Consider the following 13,314-nt stretch of genomic DNA (forward strand, 5'->3'; position numbering starts at 1 on the left):
CCCCCGTTAACGTAATGAAGCTGCCGGTCAGCACCGACAACTTCATTTCGTCGTTGATTCAACTATCATTCTCCGATAGCGTAAAATCCGCCTTATTAACCCTGGTTAGTTAATCGAATAACATCCAACAAGTTAATCTTTTGTTCTGTTCGTTCATGAATCAACCAGTCTTCTCGAACATGATCAACAAATAAAACGCCGTTTAAATGGTCGATCTCATGTTGTATGCATCGGGCTAGGTAACCTTCTCCTGTAAAAATAATGGACTCCCCTCGGCGGTTTAATGTTTTTACCATAACGGTAAGAGATCTCTTAACAATTCCGTAATAACCGGGAAAAGACAAACAAGCTTCGGAACCGTATTGTTCACCTTTCATTTCTAATATCTCAGGATTTATTAACTCGATAAGTCCATTTCCGCAATCCATGACAATCAATCTTTTAAGGACTCCTACTTGAGGTGCGGCAAGACCAGCACGTCCGTCATCAGCATACAAGGTTTCAGCCATGTCATTAAGAAGTTTTATCGTTCTTTCATTGATCTCAGTCACTGGCTTAGCTATTTTACGCAAAATCGGATCTCCAAAAGGCAGAATGCTCTTTACCGACATGTCTAACCCCCTTTCACTTTTTGAGGGGAAGTGTGTACCCATAAGTCATTGGGGGTGCATTCCAAAGCTGTGCAAAGTGCATCCATAGTCTCGGATTTCATTTGCCGTGGTTCGCTATTTAATAAACCGCTAATGGAAGCACCAGACAGGCTGTAATTCGCTTTTAGTTTCAACAGTCGCGCTAAAGCTACTCCAGTCCAAATCCCGCGATCGGCCATTACTTGCCGCAATGCCCATTCAAGCATCAAACGCCCCCCTTAAGCACTGGTTAATTTTATTAGCTGATACCTAATTAAATTACCATAAATAGGGTCTAATATAAAGAGTACTGTAAAACTTTTTTCGTCCTTGCAAAAAATATCTCCTTCGATAAGTGTGTTCATTTTGGCCCTGCAATCGGCAATGTAAAACAAGCGGTGGATCGCTTCCACCGCTTTACCTTCATATTCGTTAGCGTAATTCACAATCAGACAGACTTATCTATAATGTTTTTCTGCTTAGTGTTCGATTTACTTATTTCGATCAGTCTGTATATTGCATCATCTAAATCTTTACTTTTTCTAAGCTGTCTATTCCACATAACCAAATTGAGAATCAAAAGGATGATGATTATGATCATAAGAATTAAACTGAATATAAAAAAATCTCCAGTGGCCAAATTACTCCCTCCTCACTTTGAGCTATCGTTCCCCGATAGGAGCTTAATCCTATTTTCTCAATAATTCATTGAAAAAAGGTAACTAATTATTTTGTCGTTTGTTAACTTCAATTGTAATAAACTCCGGTAAATAGTCAGGTGTACATCCCTTTGATACCATTTCATCTTTGTAAAGGCCCGTTCTTTCACCAAGTTTAATACAACGTGCACGATTCTTTTCATCATAAACGCCTATCCAGCCTGCGGTGAAATTCATAGCCCATTGAACTTCCGGTTCTTCTTGCATAATATTGGATTCTAATTTAGATATTAAGTCTTCGGTGTTATCAGGCGGTGCTTGTCCAGTCCATCTCAATCGCGCTTGATAATACCAGAAAACTCGTCTTTGAAGAGCAGAAGGGCTATTTTCCCATGACTCCATCAATGCAATTGTCTTCTTGTCTTTGGTGAGCTGATTTGCCATTAACCAATCCATTAAGTTATTTCTCTCATCATAAGCGTGAGTCAGCATATCCTTATCAAGTTTATTTAGCACTTCTTGTGAAAGAAGTTTTTTATCCATAATTAAGATTGCTAATAGTCTGGGCAAATACTCCTCGGTTGACCAAAGTTCCATGGCTAGTTCATGATCTTTTTTAATGTCCTTTGCGATTTTTCGTAAGTCGCCTAGCATAGTTTTACTATTGATCTGAGATAGAACGTTTTCTGCTTTTGAAGAACGTTTTATTTCCGTACCTTTATTTTCATTCATTTTATACAACTCCTTTATTTAAAGCACTGTTTCATAATGTCGACCATATCTGAACTCCCCATCATATTCCATCAACCAAAAGAGCCTACTCTGCTGTCCAGTTGTCCTGTCTACTTGCATACCATCAATAAATTTCCATCTGGGTCACGAAATGCAAACCAGTGTCCATTTTCAATACCAGTAACCAATTCTACTCCGTTGTCCTTCATGAATTGATAGGAGCTTTCAATGTCATCGGTTGCGAACATAAATGCAGGTGATTGATAAGTAGGTGGTCCGTCTGGTTCTTTGCCTCCCCACATCGGCATCGTGTCCAAAATAAGTCCTGCACCCTGCATTGGTAGTGGGCACAGATGTCCACTCATTATTTCAGGTGTTTCCGAAATGCCTAAGATTTTGCAATACCAATCTCGTGCCCTTTCGATATCCCTAACTGGCATGAACGTCCCACAGATTCGGTTTTTAATTGGACTGGTTGATGTGCTCATAAAGCACCCCCCCCTTAGCAGATTATGGTAACCTATTCGATTTCATATGCGTTATTTCCTTTGTCAATCTACAAATATTAGTCACTCCCCGCCTAACGGACATAAATGAAGCTATTCTTCGATTTTTTAGGTTTTCGAAAATCTAACGGACATCCATGACGTTATTGGCATCATCACCACGCGAATTGGCTCCATTACGACCCAATAGTGATTTCCCTGTCCGTTAGAAATGTTTGAGGTTCAAAAACGGACAAATAGCGTCTCTGGTGTCTGTTAGATTTTCCAACCTTCTGTTCACAAATCACAAGTCCTGGAGTTGCTTAATTTCCTATTCAAATAAATGCTGACGCCGGTAAGACACCTGCGCCAGCTATCATTTGGAATTATCGACTTCTGCATGCGACCCCAAATTACGGCATATTCATTAATAATTGATGGATAACCGCGAGCGAGTGCACCCCTGACCCAATTCCGATGAGAGAGGTGAAGACGTATATGTTCTACCGTCAGAACAAGCTTCAAATCGAGCTCCCGCCATCCCCGTACGCGGACGCCAATGCGGCTGCTGCCGTACAAGAGCTGCTAGGCGGCAAGTTCGGAGAGATGTCCACGCTAAACAATTACATGTACCAGTCCTTCAACTTCCGGAACAAAAAAAAGCTGAAGCCATTCTACGATCTGGTCTCCAGCATTACGGCGGAAGAGCTTGGACACGTGGAGCTCGTCTCCGCTGCCATTAACATGGTGCTTACCGGAACGACGTCACCCGGCGACCCCGATTCCGCACCGCTTCGGCCCGGCGTGGACAAACGCAACAGCTATTTCTTTATCAGCACCGCCCAAACCTCGCTGGCCGGCGATTCCATGGGCAACTCATGGCGCGGCGACTACGTGTTCAACAGCGGCAACCTTGTGCTGGACCTGCTGCACAACTTCTTCCTGGAATGCGGCGCCCGCACCCACAAGATGCGCGTCTACGAGATGACCGACCACCCAACCGCACGTGCGATGATCGGATATCTGCTCGTTCGCGGGGGCGTTCATATTCTCGCCTACGCCAAGGCGCTGGAGATTGCGACGGGCGTCGACATGAAGAGGATGATCCCGATCCCTAATCTCAGCAACGAACACTTCGAGACGGCACGCAAATACGAGGCGATGGGTCTGGGCAACAAGCTGTATACGTTCAGTCCTCAGGATTACAAGGACGTCGTGCTTATCTGGAACGGGCAGAACCCGCAAACCGGCGCCAAGCTGGAGGTGATCCAGGGCGCTCCGGAAGGCGCTCCCATGTTCGATCTCGAGGCTGTCCCGGAGGAGTTCGCGCCCGGCATCTCGGAGGAGGATTTCCTCGAGATCGCCGCGAGATTAAAAAAGAACGCCGGTCTATAGCCGCCGTTCCCGCTTCGCCTTGCCCGTTTCTCCCTTCGCTTAAGGCTATGGTATACTTAACCTGCTTAATCAACTTGCTCAGCGAAGGTGAGAATCTACATGCAATGGCTTGCTATGCTTACCATGTTAATCGACCACATCGGCGCCGTATGGTTCCCGGATGAGGCTGTCCTGCGCATCATTGGTAGACTTGCATTCCCGCTGTATGCTTACGCCATCGTCATCGGTTATCACCGCACACGCAACTTGAATCGTTATCTGATGCGAATGGCGATTTTGGCCGGCTTGTCACAGCTGCCGTTTATGTTGGCGTTCCAGACCTGGGAGATGAATGCGATCGCGACGCTGCTCGTCTGCTTGCTTATGCTGACGCTTTTGGACCGCTATCAGAACAACCGGGCGCTTCAAGTGCTGCTCATCGCGGCCGCCATCGTCACGCTGGAGATCATCCCGTTCGACTATGGCGCCTATGGACTTCTGCTCGTCTTCATCTATCGTTATGCCAAGCCAAGCCATGTCGTCTGGCTCCATCTCGGCCTTAATATTGCGGCCGTATTCTCCAAGGGCTGGGGATTACAGCTCTTCAGCTTGTTCGCCAGCGTGCTTCTTATCTATCTACCCGAGTTTCTGCGAAGCATAGATCGCCTGCAAGTGCCGCGCGTCGTCTGGAGAAGCTTCTATCCGCTCCATCTGGCTCTTATCGCGGCAGCTTACTACATCCTGGCTTAACCAACTGCCAATCATGGTCAGGCTTCTCGCTCCAACGTAGCAATAAGCTCATCCAGTTCCCGCTCGCAAGCTTCCGTCGATGGCCAGGCCGACTCGTCATTGAGCAGCTTGCGCAAGAAGTCACGGACGAGAGCCGGCAATGCCAGCTCCTCCTCCCAGCTTCGCTCGACCTGCCCCTCGACTGCCTCGTAGCCTGCATACATGACGAAGAGAAACAAGTGGCCGAGCCCGAACCAATCGCTGGAGGGGTGCGGGTGTCTCATGCGCCGCTTGATCGCCGCCGCGCTTCCGGCAAGGTCGCTCCCCTCGCCCAGCGTGTCGCGAAGCTCCTGCGGAAGCTCCTCCCCCACAGCGCATGACAGTCCAAGATCGATCAGATGCGGCAATCCCCCCGCGAGAATGACATTGGGAATACGGACGTCGCGGTGGACGTATCCTGCGTCATGAAGCTGTTTCAACGGCTGGATTAGTTGTTTAAGTAATTGAAGACCATTAGTAGCCGAGAAGGTTAGATTCCTCTCATAGATGGCATACTCTAAATTATAACCTTCAATATATTCCATAATGAGCGCTTCCTGCTTGCCCCTTTTCGAGTAGTCGAGTGCCTGTGGTATCTGTGGATGAGATACCGCTTGCATAATCCGATACTCACGTCGCAAAAGCAAGAGACCCGTGTTTCCTTTGCTGGGCTTGTTGCATTTCATCAGCACGCGCTTCCCGCTAACCTTGTCATGGCATAAGTACGCTTGACCGTAGCTGCCCATCCCGAGGAATCGTTCTACGGCATATCGTCCCTGCCACGTCTTGCCAGGCTGCAGCGGATAATCGCGAAAGTCCGTTATGATTTGAGCCCATCTGGCCCGGATGTTTGTTAACAATGAAATCAACTCCCGTCTTAAGATTACCGATATCGCCATCCATTGTCGAGACCCGCAAAGTTTGGGCCAACAACAAGAAACCTCTCCCTCCCGAATGACGTATACTTACCAAAGTGCATGTTCACAACCTCTTAAAGCTATGCCATCAAGCGATTCCTATGAAGGAGGAAGTTCTATGTTAAAGCGTATCATACATTCGTTGACAGGACGTCACGGATATGGCTACCATCGTTATAGCAGCAGCGACTTCAAAAAAGGTTATTACCCGCCGCCGCATTATCCGCCTTACCCGAACGGCCATCATCACGGACCGCCGCATCATCCGCATCAGCATCATGGCCATCCGTCATATCCGAATCAGCCTTACCAAGGTCAACCGCCTTATCCGGGCGGTCACCATCCCGGACCGCCTCCGCACCCGAACGCGCACGGCCCATATCCGGGGCAACCTCCTTACCCGAACCAGCCGATGCATTATCCGCCGCCAAGATACAATCATCATTACGGCCACGGGTACTATAAGAAGAAGTGGAAGTACAGCAGTTCTTAGAACCCGGGATGTCGAACGATGGAAGCATGGTCCATAACCTCGGCATGAATTTATGTTAGGAAATTGTGAGCAAAATAAACAAACTCCTTACGACAGTTTCATAAGAGGCTAATCTGTTCTCGGTATAATGGGAAAAACGCAAATCGGAGGTGCATGGCATTATGATGCGAGTTCTAACCTTCAAGAATCGTTCCGTCCCTGTCTACTACCCTAACGAACAATCAGCATCTGTAGAGCTGCTTCAGCATAAATTGTACGAGATGGAATTGAACTTCGACTTCAGAAAAAAGTGGAAACGAATCAAATCCGTCGAGATGGTCCGAGACGTCGCGATCTTTCAGTACAACGATGGAACCAAGCTGTACCTGGAGGTCAGCTAAGCGATGGGTAGCATGACAGAGGGCTGTTCTTCAAGGAGATCAATGATGATCGCCTGGAAGAACAGCCCTCTTTGAGTTTATCGCCCTATCCAGCCAAGATGATTGGCTGGATACATGGCGTTGCCACTTATTGCGGACAATAGATGCGGCATTCCGCGGCATTAGAAGATTTGCCATCGTCGTGGCTTCTCCCGCTCTCCACCCGCTCTTCGGTGTTGGCTGCTCTACGGAACATGGAGGTATCCATCATAGTCGGCTCCATTGGGGTGCCTAGCAGATAACCCTGCACATAATTGCAGCCCCATTCCTTAAGCAGACGGTATTGCCCTTCATATTCGACGCCTTCGGCAATGACCTCTACGCCAAGCTTCTGCACAAGTCCGATAATGGATTCGACGATATGACGCTCCGCTCCTTGAAGATCAATCTTCTGTATGAAGCTCTTGTCGATCTTTAAGCAATGAATGGGCAGCTGCTTCAGATTACTGAAGGAGGAATAACCCGTCCCGAAATCGTCCAAGGCTATACGTACGCCTGTTGCTCTCAATCGGCTAAGCGCGGTCACGGCAGTCTCTGAGGAATGAAATAAATAATGTTCCGTTATTTCGAGCTCGATCGAAGAAGGCTCCAGACGATTCTCTTCAAGCACGTTCAGCAGTGTATTCATGAAGGAAGGATCATGCAGTTGCAGGGGCGATATATTGATAGACATCCGCAAATCATGCAAGCCGTACTTGCGAATGCGAGCCAGCATCTTGCAGCTCTCCCTGATCACCCACTCTCCGATTGGGATGATAAGTCCGCTATGTTCGGCGATTGGTATAAATTCTTTGGGCGAAATGACGCCTAACTCCGGATGATTCCAACGGATAAGGGCCTCCAGCCCCCTCAGCCGACCGTCCCCCAGCCTGTAGATCGGCTGGTAGCTGAGATGGAATTGCCTCTGATACAACGCGGGGCGCAATCCACTCTCGATCGCGATGCGTCTGTTCATCCGGTCCGTATCCTCGGACTTATAAAAGGTAATGCGATTGCCCCCGTTCTCCTTTGACTGCTGCACCGCTGATTCCGCTCGGCAGATGAGCGCTTCGCCAGTCAACCCATCTTGGGGGAAGTAACAAGCTCCGATGCTTGCGGTAAAGTATAGCTCCGAATCTCCATCCGGTACGGGACGTTCTGCCGCATGTTTCATTGCTTCCGCCGCTTGCCAACAAACATCGAATTCCGAGTCTTCCTTCGAGATATAGAGAAGCAATAGAAACGAATGACTTCCCCAATTGCTTAAGACAGGCGGCTCCGAGCCTGCGAGCTGCTTCGACAGCTCGATTAGCCGATTCATCATGACGTCGAGTACTTCATGCCCGAAATCCGTACCTTTCGTATCGATTACGCGATAGAATCGGTCCAGCTCCACAATCATGGCCAATATTCGCTTTCCCTCGGCTCTGGCCTCATGTACGCTTAACTCAACCTTCGCATACGATTCCTTCCTGCTCAGCAATCGAGCGGAGCTTTCCATTTCCCAGCCTCCCTTATTTTTTCAAGCTTCTTCGAACATTTCTCTGATGAATTCATCATCGCATAGAATTATTAGAAATTTACGGAAGTACCCTTTAGAAGATTGTTAGAATCATTAAGACTCGTTAGCATTTTCTAGAATTGCAAAAAGCCGCCCCGCGAGTCATAAATGACTTCACTGAACGGCGTTCTGGCGTGTGTTAAAAACTAGCGTGCATGTGCCTTTGTTATGTTGAGACAAGCGCGGTGTACTTGTAACCGAATCCCCACACCGTACGGATCAGGCGTGGCTCCTTGGGGTTCAGCTCAATCTTCTTTCGCAGATTGACGATATGTACGTCGATGGCCCGATCGGTAACAAAAGAATCGAATCCGCGAATGGCGTTGATGAGCTCCTCCCGGCTGAATACCTTTCCCGGGTGTGCCAAAAACAGCTTCATCAGCTCATACTCCGAGAACGTCGTCTCAACCAGCTGTCCTCGTACAAGCAACAGTCTCCGCTCGACATCGAGCTGAATCATCTCCGGCGAGGCCATACCAGGCGACTCAGCCGCCACCGCCACGGCAGATTCTCCGTAGATGACGTTCGAGCGGCGAATTAACGCCTCCGCGCGCGCGGTCAATTCGTGCATGCTAAACGGCTTGCAGAGATAATCGTCCGCTCCCGACTTCAACGCCTGCACTCGTTCCGAAACTTCGCTCTTCATAGACAGAATCATGATAGGCACGTTCGATGTCTTGCGTACTTCCAGGCAAACCTCTATTCCATCCACGTCGGGCAAGATCAGGTCAAGCAGGATAAGGTCGGGCATCACGCTGCCAGCCAGCTGTAGCCCCTCGTCTCCCCGGAATGCTTGGCTGACTTGATAGCCTTCTTCCGTCAGATACATCGACAGCATGTTACTCATCATAACGTCATCTTCAATAACCAATACTTTATACATCGGCGTCACCCTTTAAACATATTGAAGATTTCTGTCGAGCTTATGTAGTACGTGTTACAACCTATTATAGTATCTCTACTATACATGACAGCGGGCCGACGAACAACAGAATGTTAGAAAAATGTTAGATGATTCTGTCGAATTGTTGGTCTGCATCCCGTAATCCTCTCAGAAGAAAACCCATCTTCGCTTCCAATTGATCCAGCGCGATGCCCAGCACTCCCGTATCAGTCCCTCCCGACTTCAGCAAATCGCTGACTTCGTTGACGGCATTGACGAGTTCCTCCGCCGACAAGTATCCTGCGGCTCCCTTGAGCGTATGCAGCATTCTAAGCGCCTTGTCCATCTCCGACTGCCCCAGCGCCAGGCGCAGCTGATCCATGAACCGTTCGTAATCAATCTTGAATTGCAAAATCATATGCCGTAAAATCGGCAGCTTCCCATTTACTCGTTCCAAAGCGCTCTCCACATTCATACCCTCGATTGGACTAAGCGTAACAGGCGGAGCGGCAGCGCTTGCAGTCTGTCTCTCCGACCAATGGGACAAGGCTTCTTCCCGCTTGCTCAGTTCGCCGCTTTTCTCGGCCAATGCCTTGCGCTCCAGCCAATAGGCCAACACTTCATGCATGCGCTCCACGGAGAGCGGCTTCGTAATGACCTCGTTCATGCCTAGCTTCAAGTAACGCTCATGATCCTTCTTCACGACATTGGCCGTTACGGCGATAACCGGGATCGAGTCGTATTCCCGCTTGCTCCGCATGATGCGAACGGCTTCCGTCCCGTCCATAATCGGCATATGGATATCCATCAGCACAAGATCCCAACGGCCCTTTTCCAGCATGCGGATCGCTTCTTCGCCATTTTCCGCCAGCTGCGCCTCATAGCCGGCATCCTTTAACATCTCCATCGCGACCATCTGATTGATCTTATTATCTTCGGCTAACAATATGTTGACTCGGCGCCGCTGTTCCTTGACAGCCTGCACGGCGTCAACCGTATCGGGAGCGGCGAGCTTCTGGCTCTTCTGTTCTGTCGCGTCCTTAAACGCGCGGAGCAGCGACGTGCGCGTGACCGGCTTGGCGATAATGGCAGCGGGGCGATTCTCGAGGGGAAGCTGCAGCAGCTCGTCTCTGCCGAAGGTAGTCGTGAGCGCTATTACGGGCACGCTCATCTCCGCCGCGACGCCATGCAAGTCAAGCCACGTCTCCGTGCCGTACATATCCGGCATCTCCATATCGGTTAACAGCAGATGAGGTCTTGCCCCCTCGCCGACGATCCGCAGCCGTTCGTACATCGTCTGCCAGCTTCCGAAGGCAATGGTCGTCAGACCCATGCTCTCCAGCAACTGCGTCCAATGTTCGCGCATTCGCCTGCTGTCCTCCAAAATCCATACCGTCTGCTCGTTGCTGAAAGGAGGCTGTTTGTCCACGCTGTCGATGCGTACGGGATCGACTCCGAATGGCAGCGTAAAGTAGAAGCGGCTTCCTGCTCCTTCGACGCTGGATACGTCCAGCGTGCCTCCCATAAGCTTTACGAGATTCTGCGAGATGACGAGGCCGAGACCCGTGCCGCCGAACTTGCGAGTCGTGGAGCTGTCGGCTTGCGTAAACGGCATAAACAGCCGTTCCACCTGATCCTTGCTCATGCCGATTCCCGTATCCGAGATCATAAAGCGAATCCAGATTTGTCCCTCGATCTCCTCTTCCTCTTCGAGCTCCAGCCTGACGATCCCCTTGCCCGTGAATTTAATCGCGTTCATGCACAGGTTTAGCAGCACTTGTTCCAGCCGCAATGAGTCCCCGATCAACGTCTGGGGAATCCGCTCCGGCGTCTGAATCATGAATTCGAACTGCTCCTTGCCGCCAAGGAATACGCTAAGCTGATTTGCAAGTCGGCTCAGCAGTTCCTCCGGCTTGAACGGGAAACGCTCGACCTCGACCTTGCCCGCTTCGATTTTGGAGAAGTCCAGCACATCGTTAATAATACGAAGCAGGGATTCCGACGACAAATGCATTTTGTCGATATAGTCCTTCTGAATAAGGGACAGATCCGTCTTGCGCATCAGGCTGGTCAAGCCGATGATGCCGTTAAGCGGCGTGCGGATCTCATGGCTCATTAAAGCGAGGAAGCTGCTCTTCGCTTTGTTCGCTTCCTCCGCTTCCAGCGTGGTCCGGACAAGCTCCTCCTGAACCAGCTTCTGCTCGGATATATCTCTGGCGATGCAGGAGAAGAAGGTTTCGCCGGTATAATCATCCTCTTGCACGACGATCATCATGGATACGAACAAAAGCTCTCCGTTTACCTTTTTCATCTGCAGACTGCCGTTCCAATATCCATGCTCCAGCGCATGTTTGCTGCCTTCCATCATCTGTTCGTGCATGGAAGGGTCGACATAGGAACGAACTCGCGTCGAGTAAGCGTCTTCTTCCTTAAGTCCCAACATCGCCTTTCCTGCCCGGTTGACGTAGACGATATGGCCCTCCAGATTAATGGAGGCGATCAAGTCCTGCGCGGACTCCACGATATTAAGAAGCCGGTTGCGCGCGTTCTCCACCAGCTTCCGGTCCGAGATGTCCCGCACCATGCCGACGACGCCCGTGAACTTCCCCCGCCGGTCCCTCAGTCCGCTCGAGCTCTGCAGCATAGGAATGCGGGTGCCGTCCTTATGTACAAACGTCCACTCGCGCTCATAAGAGAACTGGATATCCCTCAGTGCGCGGAAAACGTCAAGTCCGGGCTTTACCTCGTACCCCAGCTCTGCGGTGAGGCGCGCGGCTTCCCGCTCGTTTTCTTCCATATCCATAAATACCAGAGGCGTGGCATGTCCAACAAGCTCCTCCGACTTGTAGCCTAACATTTCCTCCGCCGTCTGATTCAGGTAAGTAACCCGATAATGATCATCCAGCACGATAAAGCCGTACTGATTTTGGTTAATGATGGCGCCCCATCTGTCGAACATCTCTTGCAGATGCTCCATCATCCCGTTCACGGAGTGCGCGAGCTGCCCGATCTCGTCGAACTGGGACGTATCGAGATGCTCCGCTTCGAATTCTCCGGCGGCCGCTTGCTCCGTTACGCTCAGGATCTTCTCCAGCCGTTTGACGATTTTCTCAAAATACAGGAAGAAGAAGACTCCGATAATAATCTCAGAGATCGCGATCGTCGATATGGTTCTCCACAGTATAGGAGTAAGCAGCTTCTCCATTTTGGAGAGGGGTTCCGACATCGCAATTCGCCAAGGGGTTCCATTAACCTTGGAATAGAACACCATATAATCCTCGCCGGCATCCTTGATCTGCGCTCTCCCCTCGTTCTGTTGCAGCATATCCCTTGATTTTGCCGCCAGTACCGGATCCTCCGCAATGAACTTGGGCGGATTAACAGATACTTTGGAGGAATAAATAATTTCCCCCTTGTCGTTATAGAAGCGAACAGGCGTCGTCGCCTGGGCGAAGTCGAAAAACCGGGTAAACGAAGTAAAGGGGATCGAAGCATAGATGACGCCCTCGATATTCGTCCCGCTTCCATAGACCGGCACCACGATATACGATTGATCCACAAGCGAGAATTCCGGCTTATAGGGATCCGTGATCGTAACCGTACCCTTCATGGCGGATTCAAAAAACGGCTCGCCGCTCATATCCCGGTCCGGCCCGTCGCTGCGCACAGCCATCCCGTCCGCCGCGATGAAGCCGATGGTATGATAGGCAAAGCCGCTCCTCACGAGCTCCCGCTGGAAGTAGGTTTTGCGTTCGGAGGCCGTGCCGTAGCGGACCACGTCCGTGCGGCTCATGACCATGACCTCCGCTCGCCGAATTTCCATCCAGGCTTCGATGTTATCCGCCCGAACGCCAAGTTTGCTCCCGATCCTGTCCATCTCCGATCGAAGCATGGCCTTCTTGACCGCCGAATAATTGCCCGCTCCTGCAAGCAACAAGGGGATAAACGATATGAGTACGATAAAAATCAAACCTTTGGTTCTAAGCGACATCTTATTCACTCGAATCATCCCCCATCCGAATCGGCTTCGGAGATCTCCATTATCGTCAAGCCGTTCAATCTGTCGTGCAGAGTGATCAACCGATCCCTCCGCAACACCTTGTCAGCTATTGTCGTTTTTATTCTAACATTAGAAGCTTCCGACATGAATAGCGGATGAACTGAAAAAAAGCGCTTTTTTTATTTAAGTTTAAGGTTTTTCAGACAAGCTTTTGGTATAGTAGTTGAAGAATTGCAATTTGAAGGGAGTTTCGAGTAAATGAGCAATCAAGACGAAACACAGCCGAACGATAAGAAAACAGAGATCGGCAAAGAAAAAGAAGAACGTTATACGTACGAGACTGGGGAAGCACCTGCCGAAACGGAAGTGCTTGCCGAAGACCGCGTCGACGACGAGCTTTACGTCGAAGACGAGG

General features: G+C 49.9%; 12 protein-coding genes. 4 read left to right on the top strand and 8 right to left on the bottom strand.

Annotated elements, in window-relative coordinates; translation table 11 throughout:
- Positions 1-95 precede the first annotated feature (95 nt).
- The 4 genes from def to PAT3040_RS28305 all read right to left on the bottom strand — a co-directional run bounded on the left by def (position 96) and on the right by PAT3040_RS28305 (position 2,508).
- A complete protein-coding gene (gene def, locus PAT3040_RS28285; protein WP_108995317.1) occupies positions 96-611 on the bottom strand; it encodes a peptide deformylase in 516 nt (171 codons plus the stop codon).
- 2 nt (positions 612-613) lie between these two features.
- On the bottom strand, positions 614-856 hold the full coding sequence (locus PAT3040_RS28290) for a helix-turn-helix domain-containing protein (protein ID WP_087571320.1): 243 nt from the start codon (positions 854-856) through the stop codon (positions 614-616).
- 495 nt (positions 857-1,351) lie between these two features.
- Positions 1,352-2,020, bottom strand: coding sequence for a DNA alkylation repair protein (locus PAT3040_RS28300; RefSeq protein WP_108995319.1), 669 nt, complete (start codon positions 2,018-2,020; stop codon positions 1,352-1,354).
- Between the two features lie 110 nt (positions 2,021-2,130).
- A complete protein-coding gene (locus tag PAT3040_RS28305; RefSeq protein ID WP_108995320.1) occupies positions 2,131-2,508 on the bottom strand; it encodes a VOC family protein in 378 nt (125 codons plus the stop codon).
- A gap of 495 nt (positions 2,509-3,003) precedes the next feature.
- Here PAT3040_RS28305 and PAT3040_RS28310 point away from each other — a divergent pair, with 495 nt between their 5' ends.
- A complete protein-coding gene (locus PAT3040_RS28310) occupies positions 3,004-3,900 on the top strand; it encodes a manganese catalase family protein (protein ID WP_108995321.1) in 897 nt (298 codons plus the stop codon).
- 99 nt (positions 3,901-3,999) lie between these two features.
- On the top strand, positions 4,000-4,629 hold the full coding sequence (locus PAT3040_RS28315) for a TraX family protein (protein WP_108995322.1): 630 nt from the start codon (positions 4,000-4,002) through the stop codon (positions 4,627-4,629).
- A 17-nt stretch (positions 4,630-4,646) separates the two neighbouring features.
- On the opposite strand, the gene PAT3040_RS28320 is transcribed toward PAT3040_RS28315, so the two are convergent.
- A complete protein-coding gene (locus tag PAT3040_RS28320; RefSeq protein WP_258235198.1) occupies positions 4,647-5,507 on the bottom strand; it encodes a serine/threonine protein kinase in 861 nt (286 codons plus the stop codon).
- 175 nt (positions 5,508-5,682) lie between these two features.
- Between PAT3040_RS28320 and PAT3040_RS28325 the strand changes: the two genes are divergently transcribed.
- Both PAT3040_RS28325 and PAT3040_RS28330 read left to right on the top strand, forming a co-directional pair.
- Positions 5,683-6,057 carry a hypothetical protein gene (locus PAT3040_RS28325; protein WP_108995324.1) on the top strand — a complete coding sequence of 125 codons (375 nt, stop codon included), beginning with the start codon at positions 5,683-5,685 and terminating at the stop codon, positions 6,055-6,057.
- 161 nt (positions 6,058-6,218) lie between these two features.
- Complete coding sequence (locus PAT3040_RS28330; RefSeq protein ID WP_087571926.1) at positions 6,219-6,437, top strand: hypothetical protein; 219 nt, start codon at positions 6,219-6,221, stop codon at positions 6,435-6,437.
- Between the two features lie 127 nt (positions 6,438-6,564).
- Here PAT3040_RS28330 and PAT3040_RS28335 read toward each other — a convergent pair whose 3' ends face one another.
- From PAT3040_RS28335 to PAT3040_RS28345, 3 genes are all read right to left on the bottom strand, one after another.
- On the bottom strand, positions 6,565-7,956 hold the full coding sequence (locus PAT3040_RS28335; protein ID WP_108995325.1) for a putative bifunctional diguanylate cyclase/phosphodiesterase: 1,392 nt from the start codon (positions 7,954-7,956) through the stop codon (positions 6,565-6,567).
- Between the two features lie 226 nt (positions 7,957-8,182).
- On the bottom strand, positions 8,183-8,899 hold the full coding sequence (locus tag PAT3040_RS28340) for a response regulator transcription factor (RefSeq protein WP_087571928.1): 717 nt from the start codon (positions 8,897-8,899) through the stop codon (positions 8,183-8,185).
- A 124-nt stretch (positions 8,900-9,023) separates the two neighbouring features.
- Complete coding sequence (locus tag PAT3040_RS28345) at positions 9,024-12,890, bottom strand: response regulator (protein ID WP_258235202.1); 3,867 nt, start codon at positions 12,888-12,890, stop codon at positions 9,024-9,026.
- Between the last annotated feature and the right edge of the window lie 424 nt (positions 12,891-13,314).

The sequence above is a fragment of the Paenibacillus agaridevorans genome, from assembly GCF_003112455.1.
In the GTDB taxonomy this organism is placed as follows: Bacteria; Bacillota; Bacilli; order Paenibacillales; family Paenibacillaceae; genus Pristimantibacillus; species Pristimantibacillus agaridevorans.